Genomic DNA, 24722 nt, shown 5'->3' on the forward strand with positions numbered 1-24722 from the left:
CACTATTTCGTTCCAAGCTCCACGATTGCATCTGCATAGATCGCAGCAGCCTTTACGAGATTTTCAATTACTACAAATTCATCTGCTTGGTGAGCGACGTCTGGTTCGCCTGGGAACAACATGCCGAACGCTACGCCTGTTGGCAATTCACGTGCATATGTGCCTCCTCCAATAGATAATAATTCCGCTTTCTCACCCGTATTTCGTTCATATACTTTAGAAAGCTTTTGAATTAATTCTTCTTCTGGTTTTACATAGTGTGGTTCTGAATTATCATCCACGACTAGATCAAATCCAAGTTTAGCAGTCGCTTGTTTACCAGCAGCGATTTTCTCTTCATAAGGATATGTTACTGAATAGCGCATACTGACATCTATTCTTCCACCTTTTCCTTCTTCAAATGTCACAATGCCTGCGTTCAACGTTGTATCGCCTGACATTTCATCAGTGAATGCAAGGTCTAGCGCATGACCTCTTGTTTCATTTGCGAAAGCTGTTACGATGAATCCTGTAAATTCTTTAGATTGAGGTGTTGTCAACACTGTGTTTAGATATTGAGCAAGTTTTACCGCAGCGTTAATCCCAGCGTTCGGCTCCATTGCATGTGCTGATTTACCTTTTACTGCTAATTTATGTCCCTCTTCTGTCTTTTCGATGGATCCTTCCAATTGTGATGAAGCTAAATAGGCATTAAAAATAACTTCAGCTTCTTCAGGCATATTGCGTACAATGGCTTCAGCAAAATCCGGCACCATATTCATTCGATGCCCCGCATGGAATGAAATTAATTGTTCGTTTTCTTTTGAAGATGCTTGTTGACGGAAAGAAATCTCAGCGATTCCTTTTTCAGCATTAATAATCGGGAAGTCTGCATCTGGCGCGAAGCCTAATGTAGGCATTTCTTCTTTTTCTACATATCTTTTAACGCAACGGAAGCCTGACTCTTCGTCTGATCCTACAATCATCCGAACTCTGCGGTTTAATGTTATACCTGCATCTTTCACCATCTTCATCGCAAGCCATGCAGCCATTGTTGGTCCTTTATCGTCGATGGCGCCTCGTCCAAATAACTTGCCATCTTCTACTACAGCACCAAATGGAGGGTGCACCCAATCACTTCCTGCTGGCACTACATCAACATGACAGAGAATACCGACTAATTCATCGCCTTCTCCCATTTCTATGTAGCCAACCATATTATCAATATTTTTTGTTTTTAATCCTTGCTTCTCACCTTGTGAAAGCATCCAATCCAACGCTTTTCTCGGCCCTTCGCCGAACGGCATCTCCTCTGTAGCCATACTCTCATCCAAGACACTTTCGATTCTCACTAATTCTTGCAACTCTGCAATTAGTTCATCTTGTCTTTCCTGTGCTTTTTGTAACCATTCCATAGTTTTTATTCCTCCTTTACATTCCAACTATATTTTACACTGTTTTGAGAGTATTCACATAGGACAAACCAAAAATCGAACCTTTTTCCATTTTCTAATATTTTCGTTCGTCTATGGCTCTATTTATGTATGTGCCAAACTTCTTAAATCAAACAAAAGGTTGGAAATCAACTAAAAGATTCGTTATAATGAAATTGTCAAATAACTTTTGACAAACCAATTTGAAAAGGGGATGTCTAAGGCAAACTAAATTAGGAGCCTGAATACCTCGCAATTATTGTCGTCCGCTAGTCTTTTAGAATTAAGATGAAGGAGTGTTCAATATTGAAACACACAACTGATCGGATGCTCAATCGAATTAAGGACGTGTACATGTATATACACAGTAAGGGAACTGTGACTACACAAGACCTTGTCGATGAATTCGGCATCACTCCTCGCACCATTCAGAGAGATTTGAATGTGTTAGCCTTTAATGATTTGGTCGAAAGCCCAAGTCGAGGCAGATGGACAACGACGCGTAAGAAAGTGAAAATGACATCTTAGAAAGATTCGACGAGTTGGATCTCACGCTTTTCGTTGAATAGACGATGAACCGAGCCAATATGCTGATGGCCATTCGTCTTATGTTATGAATGAAATTAAATTTACGTAAAAAAAAGAATGACCATGCTGCGTCGCTTGGTCATTCTTTTTGGTGCTTATTTTTTTATAAAAAACAAATTACTCACTAGTTCCAGCCATCGATCTGTTCAATCTCTTCTGGTGTTAACTCTCTATACTCTCCAGTTTCTAAACTCTCATCAAGTTCTAAGTTCCCCATCGATAGTCGTTTCAAATAGGTTACTTTTTTGCTCACCGCTTCGAACATTCTTTTGACCTGATGGAACTTTCCTTCTGATATCGTTAACTCGATTTCTGATGACGCACCTGATTTTATAATTTTTAATTCGCCTGGTTTTGTTTGGTAACCATCCTCCAATACCACACCTTGGCGAAATGCCACTACATCTTCTTCAGTTACACAGCCATCAATTGTTGCATAGTATACTTTCGGCACGTGTTTTTTTGGTGACAACAATCGATGTGCAAGAGATCCATCATTCGTTAAAAGAAGGAAGCCTTCCGTATCTTTGTCCAAACGACCTACAGGAAACGGTTCGAAATGCGCATAGAAAGGATCAATCAAATCAATAACCGTTTGATCATATAAATCCTCTGTCGCAGAGACGACGCCTGCAGGTTTATTCATCATTAGGTAAATGAACTCCTGATAGATGACACGCTCGCCAAGCACCGTTATGCTCTGTTTTTCAGGATCCACATGTAATGAAGGATCTTTTGCCTCTTCCCCGTCGATAGCGACTGCCTTTGTTTTTAGTAATTTCTTTATATCTTTCCGTGAACCATAACCCATGTTTGACAATAATTTATCTAAACGCATAACACTCTCTCCTACATTCCAAATTTACGTGCAATTTTTGCAATCTTATCACCTAACAACTTTTGTGCAAGCTTTGTGCGGAGTGATAAAAAGGCATACACGAGACCACCCACCGTAATACATACAATGAGATACAGTAGCGCAGCAATTTTAGAATGCGCTACACCAAACATCAGAACAAGTAGCTTATGTGTAACGATGACAGAGGCAGCCATAATGAGCGTCAGTAGAATAATAAGCACTGACCTTCTTACAACCACTTTTGACTTATAATGTAACGCTTTTTTCAATACAAGGATGTTAATTACGATTGACACCATATAACCAATAGCTGTGGCAAGAATCGCGCCTTGCGTTTCCATCGCCTCAATCAGAGGTATATTCAGAGATAGCTTCACAAGAATACCTGTCAATAAACTAAAGACAATCCATTTTTGATAATCGATACCTTGTAACAGCGCAGCCGTCACTTGGAAAAATGCAAACAGAATGGCAACCGGCGCATAAGCAGCTAAAATACTTGAAGCAACAGCGCTCTCTGAATAAAGCAGATGATAAATGTCTGCAGATAATATCGATATACCCACTACTGCTGGCAACGTGATAAATAAAAGAATTTGATAGGTTTTATCCATTGTATTGATCAAGGCATTATGTTGATTCTTTGTAAAGTAATTGGTGATTGCCGGCACAAGTGCCATAGAAAACCCTGTCGCAAGCATGACAGGTATAATCACAATCTTTTGTGTTGTAAAATTCAGCATTCCTAGATAATCATCCGATACCTTTGCTAGTCCGATATTAGACATCGCTGTATTAAACGTCAGCATATCCACTAGCTGGAATAAAGGATTGGCAATTCCTACAAATACATATGGAATGGAATAAGTCACAACTTCTTTATAGATACTTTTATAAGAAAGCTGACCTGTTGAAACGCTGTTCTGTAGCTTCAAATTAAACTCTGGCTTAAACTTTCGCCAGTAATACCAAAGGGCGAGCAAACCACCCAAAGCTCCTATAAAAGCAGAAAATACAGCGAATGAAATAGCTGTTTGCGCTGTACCATGAAAAACCCTCATGACTAAGAAAGATCCGATTAAGAGAACAATAATACGAACAATTTGTTCAATTAATTGTGATATGGCAGTTGGTTCCATATGGTCGTAACCTTGGAAGAAACCTCGCACTAAGCTCATGAAAGGAACCACAATCAATGCAAAACTTACCCAACGAATAACGCCGGCAATTTGAGCTACATTAAAAATTTGTTCTTCATCTTTGATGACCATATGGGCTATTGGAGTAGCCATAAAATATAGAACTAAAAAAGATAAAAAACCTGTAATGGTCATAATAAGCAAGCCCGAGCGGACAAGCTTACGCCCTGAATCATAATCACCAAGGCTATTATACTTCGCTACAAACTTTGATACTGCAATCGGTGCGCCTGAGATGGCTACAGATAGCATAATTGTATACGGAACATAGGCATACGAATATAAAGCCACGTTTTTCTGCCCAATAATCGCATAAAACGGAAAAATATAAACGAGGCCCAAGACTTTCGATAAAAACATACCAATCGTTAGAATGGCAGTTCCTTTCATTAATGAAGACATATTACCCAACAATCCTTCCAATTCGGAATCATCCAATTTAACCGGGCTTTGATTGACAATTTCTCGAGCCGCTACTTTTCGTATTGGCTTTTATTGCCCATTAAAATAATAAACCTAAATGTTAGTTTACAACTCGCCATGCAATTACTCAAATAGTTTTCTTTTATCATGTATAATAAATATAAAAAAAGAAAGTGAGTTCCATTTTATGTATGATGTAATCGTAATTGGCGGTGGCCCTTCAGGTCTCATGGCTGCCATCGCTGCAGGCACTGAGAATAAAAAAGTTCTTTTAGTAGAAAAAGGACATAAATTAGGGAGAAAGCTTGCAATATCAGGCGGTGGACGCTGTAATGTCACAAATCGACTCCCGATTGATGAAATTATTAAACATATTCCTGGCAATGGCCGTTTTTTATATAGTCCTTTCTCTGTTTATAACAATGAAAATATTATTTCTTTCTTTGAAAATCTAGGTGTTTCTTTGAAAGAGGAAGACCATGGACGCATGTTCCCTGTCTCCAATCGAGCCCAAGATGTAGTGGAGGCAATGCTTAGGGAATTAGCACGCTTACAAGTCGAAATCCGCCAAGATACTACCGTTGCGAAATTATTGATGGATGCCGAAAGAATAAGAGGCGTCCGCTTAAAAGATGGTACAGATCTGCAAGCAAAGGCGGTTGTAGTTGCAGTCGGCGGCAAAGCCGTCCCACAAACGGGTTCCACTGGTGACGGCTATCCTTGGGCTGAGCAGGCGGGACATACTGTAACAGATCTATATCCGACGGAAGTCCCTTTAATCTCCAATGAGACGTTTATTAAAAGCAAAGAGTTGCAAGGACTAGCTCTTCGCGACGCTGAAGTTTCAGTCTTAAACAAAAAAGGCAAAACTATTATAACGCACAAAATGGACATGTTGTTCACCCATTTTGGTTTAAGTGGACCAGCTATTTTGCGTTGCAGCCAATTTGTTGTAAAAGAAATGAAGAAAAATGGCGGCAAGCCTGTCCGAATTCGGATTGCTGGGCTAACTGGCTATAATGCAGAATCTGCTTTTCAGTATCTATTAAGCTTGGCGAAAAAAGAGCCTAAAAAGGCATTAAAAAATATATGGAAAGGGATTGTGCCTGAGCGCTGGCTGATCTTCTTAATGGAGAAGGCAAATATCGACGATTCGCTAACAGGAGCAGAACTTTCCTCAGAAGCAGCACGCCATCTAGCAAATGAGTTGGTTGGTTTTGAAATGTTGGTCAACGGCACTCAGCCTTTAGAAAAAGCCTTTGTTACTGGTGGGGGTGTTTCTGTGAAAGAGATAGAACCAAAAACAATGGCATCTAAAAAGAAAACAGGGCTTTACTTCTGTGGAGAAGTCTTAGATATTCACGGTTATACAGGCGGCTATAACATTACATCTGCACTTGTAACAGGCCGAATAGCTGGAATGAGTGCAGCCTCATCCATCGATTAAATGAAAGATGAGGCTTGGACACCAATGTTACAAAATACTTTTCGCAATAGAAAATAATTAAAATAAAACCGAACAAATGTAATTTTACATTTAGTTCGGATTTATTTAGTTATTGATTTTTCGATAGATAATGAATAAATTCACTTGTTTGTCAATTTTTTGACTAAATATATGAATATACATTAATTACCTCTTTATTTCTCTCATATTAAAGCCTATTCTTATAGTAAGAATGCAAAATTATTATTATTTTTAAAGGGGTGAATAATTTGCATGCAAACGACTCCAAAAGAGCCATCTTCTATTCCGTTTGAAAATGATCCTAATTTCTATAAACAATTAGCTCAGCAGAATTTCAAACGCATGTACGCTCTGGCCAAATTCTTTCTGTGGGTAAGCTTAGGTCTAGTGCTTGCTACAGTTTGGTGCCATTTCTTTTTCAAGAGTTACCCCCATTACCATAGTGTTTATATAATTCCTTATGGCTTAATGTTTCTTTCCAATTTCATGGTCTTACTATTAGCAAATCCAAAAAAGTTCAATCAAAATGGCAGCCTTGACTATTATAAACAGCTCGAAGAAATTACGGCTTACTATATTTGTTGGCTCTTGATCCTTAGTTTAAGTATCTCACTAATAGACTTTCATTATCAACATCATACAGTTGCTTATATTATGTCATTAGTGATTTGTGCTAGTTTCTTTATCATGCGTCTTCGTTATTTTATAGCACCTTTGATCGTAGCAGTAATCGCATATATATTAAACTACTTTACTTTAGACGAACCATACATTCGATATACATTCGAGATGCACCTGGCTATATTTCTTACTCCTGTTTTACTTGTTGTTGCCCATTTTAATTATCAAAACTTTATTACTTCCTTTCAACAAGAGAAATATTTATGTAGGGAGTCTACTCGCTCAAGACAATTAGCAAATGAACTTGCTGCAGCCAATACAGAATTGCAACGGTTATCTGCAACTGATGAACTGACAAAAATCGCTAACAGAAGAGGCTTTCATCAATACAAAGCTGCTCTTGAGGAACGGGTTCATCCTTATACACTTACCGTTTTAATGCTCGATATTGATTATTTTAAGGTTTACAACGATTACTATGGACATGCTTATGGGGATATGGTGCTATCTCGTGTGGCAACAGTATTAAATCATATAGCTCTCTCTACAAACTCTTTTGCTGCGCGGATGGGAGGCGAGGAATTTATCATGCTGATACCTGATCAACGACCGGAAGAAATCGTGATTATTTATAAACGAGTGCTCAGGGATATTCAACAATTCAACCTTTCTAATGCAGCATCCAAGGTATCAGACCAACTTACATTCAGCGCAGGAGCCTATAGAGGAAAGATTAAGACGAACGATGAGATTGAAGAGTTTATGCATAAAGCAGACGCCCTCCTTTATGATATTAAAAAAGCTGGCCGTAATGGCTTTAAATTAATGGAAGACGAAGAAGTTCTCTATCATCTTCAGCCGATCATCAAACATAAAAGGCCCTAGCATAATGAGTATCATGCTAAGGCCTTTTCATTTGGGTTATCCTCTAACCATCTCCCATTGAAGAGTCGGGCTGTATTCGTATGCAGGTTGTATTGTCCTGCCATTGCCAAGAAGCCATTTAAAGACTTCATGTAGTTGGCTTGTTAGCTCTAATTCTATTTCATCCTCATAACATTCTATTGAACGTGCACATGATTCCAATATTTGGCTATCATTCAAAATAGCATTTAATTGAGATTCAATAGGCATTTCTTTGGATAATTCTACGACAAGATTATGTTTCTTTAAATAATCTAAATTAATTTTTTCTTGGCCCGGAAGATGCGAATGAACGATGATTGGTAGCTTTTTACGTAAAGCCTCGCTAATCGTCACACCTCCAGGTTTAGTAATAATGGCATCCATTTTATCATATAGCTTGTCCATTTCTGTTCTTGAGCTAATATATGACAGCGGCTTAATATGTGCTTCTTTCCATCCATGAATTTCATCGTAGAGTTTTTTGTTGTTTCCGCAAAGAATATAAAATTGAAATTCAGGATGCTTTTTTAATTCAGTAGTCAGGCTTGATATCCCGCCAAGACCGCTATTACCGCCAGCTACTAATATATGGGGTCTATCATTTCTCTTATTTCTACTTGTCCCTTTTTTAATTTCCTCATGAACGGGTATGCCTGTAACAATAATATGTTTTCTAGGGATACCAAATTCACGAATTAGATGCTCTTTCACTTCCTTGCTCGGTACAAAGTGTAAATCGATGCCTTCTTTTGCCCAAATACCATTAATAAAAAAATCTGTATAGGCATTGATAACAGGGACCTCACATTTCCCTTGCATTTTCAATCGGCTGATCAGACATGATGGAAAGCCATGTGTACAAACGATAGCATCAGGTTTTTCTAGTTCAATCAGTTGCTCCATCTTCTTTAAAAAATGGTTTTCATAGAATTTTTTTGGCTGGTTTGCTGTACAGTATCTTTTACTATAAATAAAATTATAAGAGTTAGGAAATAGGCGAATCCAATTCAAATAGCTTCGAGAGAGCATTTTCTCTAATCCTGGATGCCAATAACTAATCAAATCAATCTTCTTTATCTCATATTCTTCATTGCGGCCCCTCACCATGTCCATTAAAGCATCTGCGACTTGATGATGGCCGGATTGCATCCGCAATAGCGGAAAGAATAATATTTTTTTCATATCGAAGAACCCCTTTTCAAATAGCACGATTTTTAAGATAAGGTTGAAGGGAATTTGTCCTTCTTTACTATCTGTCATTACCCGCTCTCTCTAACTAAAAAACAGTCATTGATCAGAATCATTACTTGACTTATTTTTCTTAGATCGTCCTATTATCTTTTTCACAATAAAATAAACAATAAATAGTATAAATAATATAATTCCTAAATATGGTACATAATCCGGATTAATATAAATCGTATTCGCAGTAAAATAACCCAACAAAACAAAAGGCATGGTCCAGATAATACTGCCAATGAGAGAAAAAAGAATAAATGGCTTAAGTGGCGTCTTGGTTATTCCTGCAAAGTACGGGCTGATTTGACGCATGCCCGGCAGGTAAAAGCCGAAAGTAATTGTTCTATATGCATTCTTATTATATTTGTTTTCAATCTTCGCCCACCGCTCCGAATTGAGTCCAATATATTTGCCAAAGCGATTGATGAAAGGAGCCCCTAGGTATTTGCCCAAAAGATAAGCTACTATCATACCAATGAAGGCACCTAATTCTATAAAAATGAGCGAATGAGCCATTGACAGCTTTCCATAACTTATTAGAACTCCTGTCAAAAATAACAATGATTCTTCAGGAGCGGGAATACCGACAATTCCGAAAAATAAACAAATGAAAAGAATAACATATCCATAAAGACTTAAATAATGCATTAATTGATCAATATTCATAGCAACTTATTCCCACACATCTTTCAGTGTGATGAATTCTATATTTTTTTCGTGACAATCTTCTAAAAAAAGCTCCAAATTTCGCAGCATATATGAGGGTGCCTCCTTTTCAGCGCCTTGTGTGTCGCCATTATCATGTAATACAAAGATAGAACCAGGACTTGCATATTGCTTCAGTTCTTCTAGCAAACCATTCCGTGCTTTTTCTACTTTCCAGTCGCCAAAAATATGGGACCACATGATTTTTTTATATTTTTTTCCGACGAATAATGTAAACAAATTAAAATGTCCCCATGGCGGACGGTAAAATTGTACCGGTTCCCCTGTCGCTTCTTCGATTGCCTGATTAGCCAACGTTAATTGCTTTTTCAGTTCTAATGGACCAGTTAACCAATTGGAAACATGTTGATTATGATGAATACCTATAGTATGCCCTTCATCTGCCATCCGTTTAACAATTTGAGGGTTTCTTCTAACATGGTCTCCAACTACAAAGAATGTAGCTTTTACGTGATATTTTTTTAATAAGTCCAGTAATTCCGGTGTATAAACTCCGTGTGGTCCATCGTCAAATGTTAACGCAATCTGTTTTCCAGGAATGGTCTTGTAAATCCCTAGCTTGCTTATGCGAATAAAAACGGTCGGGAGTGGGCCGTAACATAAAAACAAGATGACTAGACAAAGTATAATAATTAACAATAATTTCATATTCCACAGCCCTTTTCCGTCAATAGTAATCCCTTACCCGAAAACTAATCTACTAATCATCATCAAAAATTCGTTTCAGATGGTAGATGAGTCGCAGTAGATTGGTAAATAAATTAATGAAGTCCAAATACAAATTTAATGCCACTAGCGGTACTTCCTCATCCGATATGACACTTTTTGCAATTTGGTTCATATCATATAGCGTATAGCCGATGAAGAGTAACACTCCAATTCCACTAAGAACGATCATCATCATATCGCTAAATCCTACAAAGATATTAATCACTGAAAAAATTAATATTCCGATGAGTATGATGAATAAGAATTTCCACCAGTTAGAAAAATCTCGTTTTGTATTATAGCCGATGAGCCCTGCTACGATAAAAATAAGTGCAGTAGAGCCAAATATAAGCAAAACAAGCTTTCCGCCTAACGCTCCAATATAGAAATTCAGCAAACTATACAGCGTAATGCCAGTTAGAAACGCAAACAGCACAGATATGAATTTACTCGCCTTCCGAGCAGCACGGCTAACCATAACAATTATCAATAAGATGACTGTTACTATGCTGATTGGCAAAACCATCGGTTGTGGTACGTAAACCCCTGCAAATAATCCTATCGCTGTAAACAACCATAACAGAGTGAAGAAACGAAGGACCTTTGGAAATTGTGATTCCATTTATAGACCTCTTCTCAAATTTTTTTCGTCCTTAATTATACGTATTTAGTCACAGAAGGTTTCGTTTTTATGTTGGATTATTTTAGCAAAAAACCTTCTTCCAACTAGGAAGAAGGTTTTTATTTCGCCAATTACTTCGCGACAATATTGACTAATTTGCCTGGCACAGCAATCACTTTCTTAATATCTTTGCCTGCCAATTGTTCTTGGACTTGATCATTTTCAAGCGCCGTTTTCTCTAATTCTTCACGTCCTGCATCTTTAGAAACCATCAATTTAGCACGAACTTTGCCATTGATTTGTACAACCACTTCAATCTCATCATCTTCTAATTTAGATGAATCGAATGTTGGCCATTCTTCATATGTGATGGTTTCGCTATGACCTAATTTTGCCCATAATTCTTCCGCTATATGCGGTGCAATTGGTGCAAGCATCTTAACAAATCCTTCTGCATACTCACGAGGCACCACATCAGCTTTGTAACATTCGTTAATGAATACCATCATTTGAGAAATAGAAGTATTAAAACGAATATGCTCGTTATTGTCCGTCACTTTTTGAACTGTTTGATGATACACTTTTTCTAAAGTTGTATCATTCGATATTTTAATTTTTTCAGAAAGCTCGCCCGTTTCTTCGTTGATGAAGAGTCTCCATATACGATCTAGGAAGCGGCGTGCTCCATCTAAGCCATTCGTAGACCAAGGAATAGATGCTTCTAGTGGTCCCATGAACATTTCATAAAGTCTTAGTGTATCAGCTCCATGGCTTTCAATAATATCATCCGGATTGACAACATTACCTTTAGATTTAGACATTTTTTCATTACCTTCACCAAGAATCATCCCTTGGTTGAATAATTTTTGGAAAGGTTCTTTTGTTGGTACTACCCCTAAATCGTAAAGCACTTTATGCCAGAAACGTGCATACAACAAGTGTAGCACTGCATGTTCTTGGCCGCCGATATAAATATCGACAGGCAACCAGCGTTTCAATAACTCTGGGTCTGCCAATTGTTCGTTATTATGCGGGTCGATATAACGCAGGAAGTACCAGCTTGAACCTGCCCATTGAGGCATTGTATTCGTTTCACGTCGGCCTTTTTTACCTGTCTCAGGATCTACGACATTTACCCATTCATCAATATTGGCCAATGGCGATTCACCGGTACCTGATGGATGGATATCCTTTGTTTTCGGCAACACCAATGGTAAATCTTCTTCTTTTACTGTTGTAATGGTGCCATCTTCCCAATGAATGATTGGAATCGGCTCTCCCCAATAACGTTGGCGGGAGAATAACCAGTCGCGTAAACGGTACGAAACTTTTTTCTCGCCTACTTTATTTTCTTCAAGCCATGTAATTGCCTTTTGAATGCCTTCTTCTTTGTCTAATCCATTCAAGAAATCAGAGTTAATATGTTGGCCATCACCTGTAAAGGCTTCTTTAGAAACATCGCCACCTTCTAATACAGGAATGATTGGTAGGTTGAATTGTTTCGCAAATTCAAAGTCGCGTTCATCATGTGCTGGTACTGCCATAATCGCACCTGTACCATAGCTTGCTAGAACGTAATCTGCAATCCAAATCGGTATTTCTCGACCATTGATTGGGTTGATTGCATAGGCACCTGTAAATACGCCTGTTTTTTCTTTCGCTAAATCTGTACGTTCTAAATCAGACTTAACTTTGACTTTTTCTAGATATGCTTCTACAGCCTCGCGCTGTTCTTTAGTTGTAATTTCATCCACAAGTGCATGTTCAGGTGCAAGAACTGTATAAGTTGCACCAAATAGAGTATCAGGTCGTGTAGTAAATACACGGAACTGCTTATCTGAATTTTTAATAGAGAAGTCTACTTCAGCACCCTCAGAACGACCGATCCAGTGACGTTGCATATCTTTAATATTCTCTGGCCAATCCACATCTTCCAAATCATCAATTAAACGATCTGCATAGGCTGTGATCTTCAACATCCATTGTTTCATTGGACGTCGTTCTACAGGGTGTCCGCCGCGCTCAGACTTGCCATCAATTACTTCTTCATTCGCAAGTACTGTGCCAAGTGCTGGACACCAGTTGACTGCTACTTCATCGATATAAGCAAGACCTTTTTTATATAGCTGAATAAAGATCCATTGTGTCCATTTATAATAGTTTGGATCAGTCGTATTGATTTCGCGATCCCAGTCATAACTAAAGCCTAATTCTTGGATTTGGCGTCTAAATGTATCAATATTTTTTTGTGTGAACTCAGCTGGGTCATTTCCAGTGTCAAGAGCATATTGCTCTGCTGGAAGACCAAATGCGTCCCATCCCATTGGATGCAACACGTTATAACCCTGCAGACGCTTAAAGCGTGAAAGGATATCTGTTGCTGTGTAACCTTCTGGGTGCCCTACATGCAAGCCTGCACCTGAGGGATATGGAAACATATCCAATGCATAAAACTTCGGCTTCGATTCTTCATTTGTTGTTTTAAAAGTTTTGTGGTCAGCCCAATACTTCTGCCATTTCTTTTCAATTTCTTGATGATTAAAATTCATTCTTGACCCTCCATACTCATATTCTTGAAAATAAAAAAACTCTCGTCCCTATAAAAGGGACGAGAGCCTATATCTCCCGCGGTACCACCCAAATTAGTGTAAAACACTCAACTTGATTCCTTAACGCGGATTAACGGCAATGGCTATCAATGGTTCACCATAGCGACTCCTGGGCGAGTTCAGTTGATTGATTTGCTGGCTTTCACCTACCGCCAACTCTCTAAAAAAATCAAGTACAACCTACTATTCCCATTCGCTGTCATTACATATATTGAATCCTATTCTAATTCAATATACTGTAATTGACAAGAGATTTAACAAATTCAATGAATTATATCGTTTCTTTTTCCACTTTATGTTTATTTTTTAACGGTCGATCATAAAGCATGTATGGGATAAAAGCAATGAGCAGAATCCCGATTAATACATAAAACGTAATCTTCATGCCATATTGGTCTGCTAGAACACCGCCTAAGAATGGACCAATCATTTTGCCTATAGCACTGAAACTATTGACCATACCTTGATAAAACCCTTCTCTACCCTTAGGTGCTAACGTACTGGCAATTGTCGGTACAATCGGCCAAATAAACATTTCACCAAATGTTAAAATGATAATCGCCACTAAAAACATTTTAAATGTTCCTGCGAAGCTAACCACTACAAAGGAAATGACGAAAATAGCTAAACCAAGAAAAATTTGTTCCTTGAAGCGTTCGCCCATTTTTTTAATAATCGGATTGATTAATGGTTGGCCCAGTACAATTAGCAAACCATTCGCTGTCCAAAGCAAGCTGTATTGGTTCAGAGAAATATGCAATGTTTGTGTATAAGATGAAATTGTTGTTGTCCATTGGGTATAGACCAGCCAACTAAGTAAGAAACCAATTCCCAAAATACTCAATGCGTAGAATGATGAACGATCTTTTACTTTTGAGCCTTCACTTATTACAGATGCAGGCGCAATGGCGTATTCTGTAGAAATTCCTTTATATGTGAATGCCACAAAGAAGAAGACGATATACATAGCTAGATTGGCAATAAATAAATAGTCAAAGCTATGCTTTGCAACAATACCTGCAAGAGCTGGGCCAAATGCTACCCCTAAATTTTGAGCGAGATAAATGGCATTAAATCCTTTTCTCCCGCCTTCTGGCCATGCTGTTCCGACCATTGCAAACATACTCGGAAATACAATCCCACCACTAAAACCTATCAATGTCAAAAACCAGACATAATGCGGCCAGCCATGCCAAAACACCAGACACGTAAGGCCTATAATGGATATGATTGTTCCTATCATGATGGACTTAAAGCCGCCAAATTTGTCAAAGACATACCCGCCTAAAAGATTGCCTACTACACCAGCTGCAGCATTGGCCATCAGTACGAGCCCCGCTATTGTAAGCGACTGTCCGAGTTCATCATGCATATAAATCGTATTCATCGGCCATAAAAATGAGCTGCCGACAGTATTAATCAGCATACCGATGATTAATAACCAAACACTTCTAGGCATTCCAAGTCCCCCATTTATTTCGAATATCTAAGCAATAGTAACAAATCTTTGATCCTATTTACAACCATCTTTTCATATTTAAGCTCAAATATTAAACGACCGTTTCCATTGTCTTCTAGAAGGTCAATAAATTATAGTTGCCAAGATATTCCCAAACAACTTTTTTTCGATATTTTTCTCTACTCCATCCCCTCCCTCTAAATAGATGAAGAAAATTATTTTTTCTATTCTAATAGCATTTCACATAAAGTGAAACTTCACGCGAGATAAGGATTTTCTCATCACACCTGGTCTTTTACGAGCAGTTAACCCCTACTTAAATTTCTTTGCTATGCTTAAATTTTTGAAGTAGAAGTCTTCCTACAAGTTAAAGCAGGATAAAAGAAATTTTTCCCCTTTGACGTTGTCATGTTAAAATAGATAGTTGAGGAGTGAAATTATACTATGACTGATATTAATTATACTGATTTCCCGTTTCCCTCTGATGGGAAACGTTATTATACATGGAATCGCTATTTGCGTGATGAATTTGGCTGCAAGGTGTACAAAGTAGCGCTTGATGCTGGCTTTGATTGTCCTAACCGTGACGGCACTGTTGCATTTGGCGGATGTACTTTTTGCAGTGCAGCAGGCTCTGGTGACTTTGCTGGCGATCGTGTGGACCCTATCTCTGTTCAATTTGAAAAAATTAAAGAGAAAATGCAGCATAAGTGGAAAGACGGCAAAACTATGGCTTATTTCCAAGCTTATACGAACACACACGCACCGCTTCCTGTCCTAAAAGAAAAATTTGAAGCAGCTTTAGCATGTGAAGGTGTTATGGGATTAAGTATTGCAACACGTCCTGATTGTTTACCTGATGATGTCGTGGAATACTTGGCAGAATTGAATCAACGCACATACTTATGGGTCGAGCTTGGACTACAGACTGTGCATGATAAGACAGCCAATTTAATTAATCGTGCACATGATTATACGACATATGTGGAAGGTGTGGAGAAACTCCGCAAACATGGCATTCGTGTATGTACACACATTATCAATGGCTTACCTCTTGAAGATTATGACATGATGATGGAAACTGCCCGTGCAGTGGCGAAGCTAGATGTACAAGCAATCAAAATTCATTTACTTCACCTATTAAAGGGAACACCGCTTGTAAAGCAATACGAAAAAGGTATGCTTGAGTTGATGGACAAGGATGCCTATATCAATCTTGTCGCAGATCAATTAGAAGTCATTCCGCCAGAAATGGTCGTACAGCGAATTACTGGTGATGGACCGATTGATTTAATGATTGGTCCTATGTGGTCTGTGAACAAATGGGAAGTATTAAATGGCATTGATGCTGAACTAGAACGTAGAGGAAGTTATCAAGGAAAGCATTATCAAAAAGAAGAAGTGGGAACACGATGAAACTTCAACGTGTACTGCAATACGCACAATTTCTTTTGAAAGAGACCGTTCGTCCTGGTGACATAGTAGTGGATGCAACTGCAGGAAATGGCTATGATACGGCCTTCCTAGCACAGTTAGCCGGCAATGAGGGCCATGTCTATGCATTTGATGTCCAGCAACAAGCTATCTCTTCGACAGAAGAGCGTGTACGGGAAGCAGGCCTTGAAAATCGAGTTACAGCTATTTTAGATGGACATGAACATGTAGCTAAACATGTCTTAAAACCGGTACAGGCAGCTATTTTCAATCTCGGCTATTTGCCAGGTAGTGATCATAAAATTATTACAACGCCTTCCACAACCTTAAAAGCCATCCAAGACTTACTGCAGCTTTTAAATGTTGGCGGCATGATTATTCTAGTTGTTTATCATGGACATCACGGTGGCAAGGAAGAACGAGATGCGCTGATAGAATATGTGAGTACATTGCCGCAAAAATATATCCATGTATTGAGATATGAGTTTATTAATCAAAAAAATGATCCGCCATTTATCATTGCTTTAGAAAAAGTGAAGGAAATGGCATAAGAAAAAGAGTTGTCCGTAAATCTATGGACAACTCTTTTTTCATTTACTTTCCAAAAAAACGAGAAAGAATACCATTCTCTTGTACCCTTTGTTTTTTATCTTCCTCATTTTGTTCAATCTCCTGTGTATGCTGCCACACATTCAGTTTATTGAGCACAGCCATAATTGCACTGTTTTGCTGTTCAATACGGTCCATTTGACGGTTATCATTTTGCCTTTTTTCAGTCAATGGCGCGAGCGATTCAACGACTTGCCTAAATTCCCTTTTCATGGAATCATTTTGCTCTGCCAACAAGACATTTTGTTTTCGCTCTTCTTGAATCAATTGAATTAGCTGAGCGTTTTGGACTTCTACTCCATGGATATGCTCTGCCAATAGCTCCATCGCATGGCTCAATTCTTCATAACGCTGGATTTCCTCTTTTCGATCAATGACCACAGGATTGGCTACGGTAATACTTACCTCTTGGATGTTAAAATTCGGTGCTACTACTACCTCAGCCGCTTCTTTAAGGGTTAATCCTTTATTTTTATGCAGTGAACTATATGCTTGCAATATTGCTACGTCTTGATCTGAAAACTTCCGATAATTTCGTCCGTCACGTTCTACTTGGTAACCGTAATCTTCTAATATTGAAATGTAATGCCGAATCGTCGATTTATTAATGCCAACAATTTGGGCAAAATTTGCCATTGTATATGTATGAGCCACAAAAACCCTCCTAACCTATTGTGACACCTTCTCAATTAACATTATTGTAGCATATTGTTATGTTTCTGTTAGGAAGTGTGCATAGTTTTATAGAATTAATTTTAGGGAATACGTATTTTTCCAAATAGTAAATCGTACACTATTTTGATACGAGAAGAAAAAGGAGATCCTAAAATGGCCAAAATTCATGCAGTTAGTACACACTGCCCTCCCCATGCATTACCTCAAAATATGGCAGAGGAATTTATAAAAGAACTTTTTTCTGGGAAGATAGCCAAACTTGATCGTTATTTGAAAGTATTCAAAAATGGCGAAATACATAACCGCCAACTGGCTATGCCAATCGAATGGTATAAAGAAGAACACAGTTTTTCAGAAAGAAATGAATTATACGTAGAACTTGCTACAGAGTATACAGCGAAAGTAATCGAGGACTGTTTAGAAAGCGCATCAGTGGAAAAAGAAGCAGTCGATGCCATTATCTTCATATCAAGCACGGGCATTTCAACACCAAGCATTGAAGCACGCGTTATGAACCAGCTCTCACTTCCCATTGATATCGTCCGAATCCCTATTTGGGGACTTGGATGCGGAGGTGGCGCTGCGGGGATTAGCCGAGCAAATGATTATTGCCTTGCCCACCCCGATGCGGTAGTACTTGTCGTATGCCTGGAACTATGCAGCCTTACATTCCAGCCAGACGATTTGGATAAGAGCAATTTTATCGGGACATCTTTATTCGGTGACGGTGTAGCATGCGCTCTCGTTGCAGGTGATGAAGCATCACTTTCTCCAAAAGAAACTTTGCCTTCAATCAAAGGAAATGCTTCCCGTCTTATGCCTCATTCAGAAGATGTAATGGGTTGGCGAATCGAGGATAGCGGCTTGCATGTTATTTTCTCTAAGAGTATCCCGCCAATTGTTGAAAACTGGTTTGCCCCTTTTGTGCATGACTTTTTAAATACTCATGATTCCAAGGCACAAGATCTCACACAATTTATTTTGCACCCTGGTGGCAAAAAGGTCCTTACCGCCTATGAAAAAGCTCTCAATCTGCCAAATGACTTGTTAGCACCGAGCTCTCATATTTTAAAAAATCACGGCAATATGTCTTCTCCAACTGTTTTATATGTCTTGAAATATATTATGGAAAACAAGCCATCCAAAGGTGAAAAAGGTTTAATGGCATCACTTGGACCAGGTTTTAGCGGTGAACTTGTTTTATTGGAATGGGAGTGAATGTATGCTATTTATAATCGTATTTGCACTAATTTGCATTCAACGGCTAGTAGAACTCCGGGTTGCCAGAAATAATGAACGTTATATGAAAAGCCAAGGAGCAATTGATTTTGGGCAGGCACATTATAAGTATATCGTGATACTTCATGTCGCTTTTTTGGCTTCATTATTCATCGAGTACCTGGTAAAGGAATCTACATTGAGTCCCATATGGCCATGGCTACTTGCAGTATTTATCGTCCTTCAATTAGGCAGGATCTGGGCAATAAAATCGCTCGGCCATTTTTGGAACACGAAAATTATTGTATTGCCTAACGCCCAATTGGTAAAAAAAGGTCCCTATAAATGGATTCCACATCCAAACTATGTCATCGTTGCACTAGAAATCCTTGTCATTCCATTGATATTCCAAGCATATGTAACGGCTATTTTCTTCACCCTTTTAAACATGTTGATGATGTATATACGGATTCCTGAAGAAGAGCGTGCGCTGAATAGCATTTATAAAAATCAGGAACAATATTAAACGAGAAAAACGAGAAGCCTAAATGGCTTCTCGTTTTTTATTGTCTTTTGCATTCTTCTCTTTATTATATTCAACCCAGAAATCTGCATCTTTTATTCCTAAAGGAGTAGGATCAAACACTGGATCTTTGCCTTCTTTCTTCTGTCTTTCATAATCTTTCAATGCCCTAATGGCCGGCTTCGCAACAATCAGGATACCAATCACATTAATCCAAACCATCAATCCAAGACCGACATCTCCAAGAGCCCATGCTAGTGTTGACGCTTTGTATGAGCCATAGAAGTTGGCTGCTAAATACACAATACGTGTAATCCACATTGCGATGACTTGGGTTTTCCCTTTAAATAAGTACGCAATATTTGTCTCAGCAATATAGTAATAGGCCATGGTAGTAGTAAAAGCAAAGAAGAACAAGGCTATTGCTACAAAACCTGAGCCGAACCCAGGGAATGATTGGTCTACCGCAAATTGCGTATAGGCAGAACCTGCGGATACTTGATCAGCGATAGTGCCTGAGCCGAAGTCTCCTAAAAAGATAAATTTCTTTTTAGCTTCATCGAATACATTAAAGGTACCAGAAAATAGAACCATAAATGCTGTAGCAGAACAAACCAATAATGTATCGATATAAACAGAAGCAGCTTGAACAAGGCCTTGTTTAGCCGGATGAGAAACTTCCGCAGCAGCTGCCGCATGAGCTCCTGTACCTTGGCCAGCCTCATTAGAGAAGACGCCACGTTTTACTCCCCATGCAATCGCCGCTCCAAGCATACCACCAAAAGCAGAATCAAATCCGAAAGCGTTTTCAAAGATAAGCTTTAATACATGTGGAATTTCACCAATATGCATACCAATAATAACAACAGCCATAATCATATACAAAATAGCCATGAATGGCACTACATATTGTGCTACAGTCGCAATTGCTTTAACTCCACCGATAACAATAACTGCTAATAGAACAGTTACAATCAATCCAGTTATCCACTGGCTAACACCAAAAGCATTATGCATAGCATCTGAAATAGCGTTTGTCTGAACACCAGGCATTAGGACGGCCATCGCCATCAATGCTGCAATGGCAAAAATAATACCAGCCCATTTTTTCCCTGTTCCCTTTTCAATATAGTAAGCAGGACCGCCACGATATTGATCATCATGTTCTTCTTTATAAATTTGTGCTAGTGTTGACTCTACATATGCAGTAGCCGCTCCAATAAAAGCAATCATCCACATCCAAAATACAGCGCCAGGACCACCAAATGCAATGGCAGTAGCTGTACCTGCAATATTCCCGGTACCTACACGTCCTGATAAGGCAATAGATAATGCCTGGAAGGAAGAAATCCCCTTTTCTGATTTTTCCCCTTTAAACATTAATAACACCATGTCTTTAATAAATCTTACCTGTGGAAACTTCATAATGATTGAAAAGACTAATCCAACAACCAATATGCCGTAAATCATCCACGGCCCCCACAAAATGTCATTTATTGCTGCAACAAAATCCCCCATAAAAAAACCCCTTTATAGTTTTCTTATAATTCAATATATTTTAAATATTGATAGATTGCAAACAAAATTTTCGAAATAATCTTTTTTATTTTCTTACCATATAAATACATAACTTGTTTTGCTATTTCATTTCGACTCCTCCTCAACTCTTTAGTAGTAAGATTTACTCATGATATGCCGCCTAGAATCTGAATATGTGACGAAAAAAAGACATATGCAAAATTAAAGCATATGCCCAGATATATATTTCTTTTGCTACGGCACAAAAGAATTTTACCTCTTAAAAACACACTTCCATTTAATTTAAATTAGATAATATAACCGATATTGCGTAAAGCATTAAACATAAATGATTCCATATATTGATAGATATCTTCCCGTTCTGGTTCTTGATAAAGATCGTGATAGCAAGATTTCCACTCTTTATATTGGAATTCAGACGTTTCTTGTTGAGAAAGCCATTTTTTACTATAGGCTGGAGATACAATTTTGTCACTGCCCCCATTCATCAGCAAGACTGGGATATCCGGAATTGTTTCTCTCTTTGTCCACAGTGCTTTCATAAACTGCTGCAGTTCTTTATACCATCCCACTGTAATGCCTGAAAAATAGTAGGGATCGTCCTTTTGTTCTTTATAAAATTCGTAACTGCGTGAAAGATTTTTGATTGGTATATCATGCTGTATCTTTAAATTCCCTGTTAGTTTGCTAATACCTGAAAGAGCATTAGAAAATTTTGATGGCTGATGTGTAAGATGCAGCCAAGGAGATGTTAGTATCATGCCTGCACATTCGTATTTCCGTATTTGTATTAATTCCATTGCAAGGCTTGCGCCAAGGCCATGCCCCATTATAAAGATTGGTAAATTATAATTTATAGCAACCTCCATCATTTGTCGAATGAACTTTAGGTACTCTTTAAACCCTTCATCATGCGCTTTCTTTTTCCGGCTCACTTCGCCATGACCAGGCAAATCACCTGTGATAACATGCATGCCAGATACACGTAGCTTTTCAATAAGCCAAGGATATCTCCGATGATGTTCATATGCACTATGTATAAAAACAACAACAGCTTTCGCTTGTCCCTCTGCTTCCCATTTCCACATTCTATTCCGCTCCTCAATTCTCACTTTTCTCGTATTAACGGCTACCAAAAATTAGAATGATATACTTCTATATTTTGACCTTCAATACCTGATAGGTTTAGGTAACAATCAGAGAAGATAAAATTCACTGATTGTCGTATCACTCTATTTTAACGTATTTTACAGATTTCAGTTTCCTTCCAATCTACCATTTGTTACGATATTAATAACATCATAGCTTGAAATGAGGCGAATTTTCGATGATTTACCCTTATCACAACAAAAAACCAAATATCGATCCCTCTGTTTTCATAGGAGATCATGTCGTTATCACTGGGGATGTCACAATTGGACCAGACTCATCTGTATTTTATAATACAGTGATTAGAGGTGATGTGTCCCCTACTATTATTGGAAGTAAAGTGAACGTACAAGACTTGTGCTGTTTACACCAAAGTCCTGGCAGACCGCTTGTCCTAGAAGATGAGGTAACAATCGGTCATCAAGTGACACTACATAGCTGCCATGTAAAAAAAGGTGCGCTTATTGGTATGGCATCAATTGTTTTAGACGGCGCAGAAATTGGCGAGGGAGCATTCATCGGGGCAGGGAGCCTTGTGACACAAGGAAAAGTAATACCTCCGAATACAATGGCTTTCGGCCGACCAGCTAAAGTAGTACGGGAATTAACTGATGAAGATAAAAAAGACATGGTCCGCATTATCAACGAATATCATGAAAAGGGCCAGTTCTATAAATCTGTCCAACAAAATTCAGAAAGATAATAAAAAGATGGCTTCTCTCAAAAGGGAGGCCATCTTTTTACTTTTTATTCTTCTTGTTCCTCTCCATTGCCATTGCCTTTGAGTGACTTACCATATTGTCTGTCACGTATTTCCTTTGATAGCGCGAAAGAGGTGTATAAGACAAAAATAATCCCTAGCCAATAATATCCCTTTTCGACAAGGTCCCAGTCTGTATTCCAAACACTTATCATCCCTATTCCAAATGAAGCAATCGTTGATAAATAACAAAGGAGCAAATATTCTTTTGTTACTTTAATTCCGTCATGCCGATCGCGAATTGTCTTTACAAGTGAAAAAGCAGAAAAAGTAATCCACCCCAACAAAATAGTATAGAATCCTCGCTCAACAAGTTGCCAATCTGTATTCCAAATCGCAACTAAGACAAAACCAAAGCCGGTTAAAAAAGCAGCCCATGTGAGAAAAAAGAATTCATTTGTTTTCAACCATCTCTCCTCCTTGAACTTCTTATTAACTTATTCAAAGAGAGAAAAGGTTATGAACCGAAAATGTATCAAGCTTTTACTTTGCCTTCATTTTATTTTTAAAGAATAGTTTGTTCACAACCTATCAAGATTAATGGAGAATAAAAACCAAAAACCCTATCACAAATGTGACAGGGTTCTCATAAGAATCAGCTTATCGCTTAGGAGGAAAAACCTCCATAGCAAGAAACTCTATTTATTTAAATTTAGCTTTCAATTCTTCAGCTTTATCTGTATTTTCCCAAGGTACATTTAAATCAACACGACCGAAGTGTCCGTAAGCCGCTGTTTGTTTATAGATTGGACGGCGAAGATCAAGCATTTTGATAATGCCTGCAGGACGCAAATCAAATGTCTCACGAACGGCTTCTACTAATTTGCTTTCTGTGACCTTTCCTGTACCAAAAGTATCTACAGAAATAGAAACTGGCTGAGCTACTCCGATTGCATAAGCTAACTGAACTTCTGCGCGCTCTGCTAAGCCTGCAGCTACAATATTTTTAGCTACATAACGAGCTGCATATGCTCCAGATCGGTCTACTTTTGTTGCATCTTTCCCTGAGAATGCACCGCCGCCATGACGCGCATATCCACCGTATGTGTCAACGATGATTTTGCGGCCTGTAAGACCTGCATCCCCTTTTGGTCCACCAATTACAAAGCGGCCTGTTGGGTTAATGAAGTATTTTGTGTTTTCATCCAGTAATTCAGCTGGCACTACATTATTGATTACTGTTGATTTAAGATCTTGTTGAATTTGTTCTAATGTTACATCTTCATCATGTTGAGTTGAGATAACAATTGTATCCACACGTACTGGATGGTTGTTTTCATCATACTCAATTGTTACTTGTGTTTTTCCATCCGGACGCAAGTATGCAAGTTGACCTGTCTTGCGAACCTCTGTTAAACGGCGTGCCAATTTGTGAGCTAAGCTGATTGGAAGCGGCATTAACTCAGGTGTTTCATTGCAAGCATAGCCGAACATCAACCCTTGGTCCCCTGCACCAATTGCTTCGATATCTGCATCTGACATGTTTCCTTCACGAGCTTCCAGTGCTTGGTCTACACCTTGTGCAATATCCGGTGATTGTTCACCAATTGCTACAAGTACTGCTAGGTTTTCTGCATCGAAACCGTATTTACCGCGTGTGTAACCAATTTCAGCTACTGTATCTCTTACAATTCCTTTGATGTCAACATATGTTGAGGTCGTCACTTCTCCTGCAACAAGGACAAGGCCTGTTGTGACAGTTGTTTCACATGCAACTCGCGCATTCGGGTCTTTTGCAATAATGGCATCTAAAATGGCATCCGAAATTTGGTCACAAATTTTATCTGGATGTCCTTCTGTTACGCTTTCTGAAGTAAATAATCTTCTGTTAGTCATTTGGTTGGTTTCCTCCTAAATCAACGAGATCCTCTCGAAAGTGATACGGTACTCATTACCCATGTCCGTTTAAATGGATTAAACGCCAAGCTTTAGCTGCTTTTTAAACACGAGGATATAGAAAGTGCCCTTACATACAT

Annotated in this window: 22 protein-coding genes and 1 other annotated feature; of the genes, 8 read left to right on the forward strand and 14 right to left on the reverse strand. The window is 38.5% G+C overall.

The window, feature by feature from the left end; translation table 11 throughout:
• Positions 1–2: 2 nt before the first annotated feature.
• A complete protein-coding gene (gene pepV / locus RST01_RS08880) occupies positions 3–1394 on the reverse strand; it encodes a dipeptidase PepV (RefSeq protein ID WP_147196049.1) in 1392 nt (463 codons plus the stop codon).
• Positions 1395–1718: 324 nt separating this feature from the next.
• Between pepV and RST01_RS08885 the strand changes: the two genes are divergently transcribed.
• Entirely contained in the window at positions 1719–1940 is a 222-nt protein-coding gene (locus RST01_RS08885; RefSeq protein ID WP_066789033.1) for a DeoR family transcriptional regulator, read from the forward strand.
• 184 nt (positions 1941–2124) lie between these two features.
• Here the strand turns inward: RST01_RS08885 and RST01_RS08890 are convergent, their stop codons facing one another.
• A complete protein-coding gene (locus tag RST01_RS08890) occupies positions 2125–2838 on the reverse strand; it encodes a pseudouridine synthase (RefSeq protein ID WP_147196051.1) in 714 nt (237 codons plus the stop codon).
• A gap of 11 nt (positions 2839–2849) precedes the next feature.
• Positions 2850–4460: a putative polysaccharide biosynthesis protein gene (locus RST01_RS08895; RefSeq protein WP_147196149.1), complete on the reverse strand. Its 1611-nt coding sequence runs from the start codon at positions 4458–4460 to the stop codon at positions 2850–2852.
• A gap of 208 nt (positions 4461–4668) precedes the next feature.
• On the opposite strand from RST01_RS08895, the gene RST01_RS08900 reads away from it, so the two are divergent.
• The gene (locus RST01_RS08900) at positions 4669–5928 is read left to right on the forward strand and encodes a BaiN/RdsA family NAD(P)/FAD-dependent oxidoreductase (RefSeq protein WP_147196053.1); all 1260 of its coding nucleotides are present in this window, start codon (positions 4669–4671) and stop codon (positions 5926–5928) included.
• 273 nt (positions 5929–6201) lie between these two features.
• Positions 6202–7455, forward strand: a complete 1254-nt coding sequence (locus RST01_RS08905) for a GGDEF domain-containing protein (protein WP_147196055.1) — start codon at positions 6202–6204, stop codon at positions 7453–7455.
• A 36-nt stretch (positions 7456–7491) separates the two neighbouring features.
• Here RST01_RS08905 and RST01_RS08910 read toward each other — a convergent pair whose 3' ends face one another.
• The 6 genes from RST01_RS08910 to RST01_RS08935 form a co-directional block, all read right to left on the reverse strand.
• Positions 7492–8658 (reverse strand): MGDG synthase family glycosyltransferase, encoded by a 1167-nt coding sequence (locus RST01_RS08910; protein WP_184117447.1) that lies wholly within the window; start codon positions 8656–8658, stop codon positions 7492–7494.
• A 105-nt stretch (positions 8659–8763) separates the two neighbouring features.
• Positions 8764–9381, reverse strand: a complete 618-nt coding sequence (locus RST01_RS08915; RefSeq protein ID WP_147196059.1) for a DedA family protein — start codon at positions 9379–9381, stop codon at positions 8764–8766.
• 6 nt (positions 9382–9387) lie between these two features.
• The gene (locus RST01_RS08920; protein ID WP_147196062.1) at positions 9388–10089 is read right to left on the reverse strand and encodes a polysaccharide deacetylase family protein; all 702 of its coding nucleotides are present in this window, start codon (positions 10087–10089) and stop codon (positions 9388–9390) included.
• Between the two features lie 52 nt (positions 10090–10141).
• On the reverse strand, positions 10142–10771 hold the full coding sequence (locus RST01_RS08925) for a Bax inhibitor-1/YccA family protein (protein ID WP_147196064.1): 630 nt from the start codon (positions 10769–10771) through the stop codon (positions 10142–10144).
• A gap of 131 nt (positions 10772–10902) precedes the next feature.
• On the reverse strand, positions 10903–13320 hold the full coding sequence (leuS, locus tag RST01_RS08930) for a leucine--tRNA ligase (protein ID WP_147196065.1): 2418 nt from the start codon (positions 13318–13320) through the stop codon (positions 10903–10905).
• Positions 13321–13372: 52 nt separating this feature from the next.
• Positions 13373–13586 (reverse strand) — a binding site (T-box leader).
• 65 nt (positions 13587–13651) lie between these two features.
• Complete coding sequence (locus tag RST01_RS08935) at positions 13652–14839, reverse strand: MDR family MFS transporter (protein ID WP_147196067.1); 1188 nt, start codon at positions 14837–14839, stop codon at positions 13652–13654.
• A 444-nt stretch (positions 14840–15283) separates the two neighbouring features.
• Here RST01_RS08935 and mnmL point away from each other — a divergent pair, with 444 nt between their 5' ends.
• A complete protein-coding gene (gene mnmL / locus RST01_RS08940) occupies positions 15284–16255 on the forward strand; it encodes a tRNA modification radical SAM protein MnmL/YtqA (RefSeq protein ID WP_066789067.1) in 972 nt (323 codons plus the stop codon).
• Positions 16252–16824 carry a tRNA 5-(aminomethyl)-2-thiouridylate-methyltransferase MnmM gene (gene mnmM, locus RST01_RS08945; RefSeq protein ID WP_147196069.1) on the forward strand — a complete coding sequence of 191 codons (573 nt, stop codon included), beginning with the start codon at positions 16252–16254 and terminating at the stop codon, positions 16822–16824. Before mnmL ends, mnmM begins: the two co-directional genes overlap by 4 nt.
• A 43-nt stretch (positions 16825–16867) precedes the next feature.
• On the opposite strand, the gene RST01_RS08950 is transcribed toward mnmM, so the two are convergent.
• Positions 16868–17536 carry a MerR family transcriptional regulator gene (locus tag RST01_RS08950; RefSeq protein WP_147196071.1) on the reverse strand — a complete coding sequence of 223 codons (669 nt, stop codon included), beginning with the start codon at positions 17534–17536 and terminating at the stop codon, positions 16868–16870.
• Positions 17537–17710: 174 nt separating this feature from the next.
• Between RST01_RS08950 and RST01_RS08955 the strand changes: the two genes are divergently transcribed.
• Both RST01_RS08955 and RST01_RS08960 read left to right on the forward strand, forming a co-directional pair.
• The gene (locus RST01_RS08955; protein ID WP_147196073.1) at positions 17711–18775 is read left to right on the forward strand and encodes a type III polyketide synthase; all 1065 of its coding nucleotides are present in this window, start codon (positions 17711–17713) and stop codon (positions 18773–18775) included.
• Positions 18776–18779: 4 nt separating this feature from the next.
• Complete coding sequence (locus RST01_RS08960) at positions 18780–19301, forward strand: isoprenylcysteine carboxyl methyltransferase family protein (RefSeq protein WP_147196075.1); 522 nt, start codon at positions 18780–18782, stop codon at positions 19299–19301.
• An 18-nt stretch (positions 19302–19319) separates the two neighbouring features.
• Here the strand turns inward: RST01_RS08960 and RST01_RS08965 are convergent, their stop codons facing one another.
• On the reverse strand, positions 19320–20816 hold the full coding sequence (locus RST01_RS08965; protein ID WP_147196076.1) for an alanine/glycine:cation symporter family protein: 1497 nt from the start codon (positions 20814–20816) through the stop codon (positions 19320–19322).
• Between the two features lie 308 nt (positions 20817–21124).
• Entirely contained in the window at positions 21125–21925 is an 801-nt protein-coding gene (locus RST01_RS08970; protein ID WP_066789083.1) for an alpha/beta hydrolase, read from the reverse strand.
• Positions 21926–22164: 239 nt separating this feature from the next.
• Between RST01_RS08970 and RST01_RS08975 the strand changes: the two genes are divergently transcribed.
• The gene (locus RST01_RS08975; RefSeq protein ID WP_147196078.1) at positions 22165–22689 is read left to right on the forward strand and encodes a gamma carbonic anhydrase; all 525 of its coding nucleotides are present in this window, start codon (positions 22165–22167) and stop codon (positions 22687–22689) included.
• A gap of 44 nt (positions 22690–22733) precedes the next feature.
• Here the strand turns inward: RST01_RS08975 and RST01_RS08980 are convergent, their stop codons facing one another.
• Together RST01_RS08980 and metK are read right to left on the reverse strand one after the other, a co-directional pair.
• On the reverse strand, positions 22734–23153 hold the full coding sequence (locus tag RST01_RS08980; protein WP_147196080.1) for a YiaA/YiaB family inner membrane protein: 420 nt from the start codon (positions 23151–23153) through the stop codon (positions 22734–22736).
• Positions 23154–23388: 235 nt separating this feature from the next.
• The gene (gene metK / locus RST01_RS08985; RefSeq protein ID WP_147196082.1) at positions 23389–24582 is read right to left on the reverse strand and encodes a methionine adenosyltransferase; all 1194 of its coding nucleotides are present in this window, start codon (positions 24580–24582) and stop codon (positions 23389–23391) included.
• Between the last annotated feature and the right edge of the window lie 140 nt (positions 24583–24722).

This window comes from Rummeliibacillus stabekisii (assembly GCF_007988965.1).
Lineage (GTDB): Bacteria > Bacillota > Bacilli > Bacillales_A > Planococcaceae > Rummeliibacillus > Rummeliibacillus stabekisii.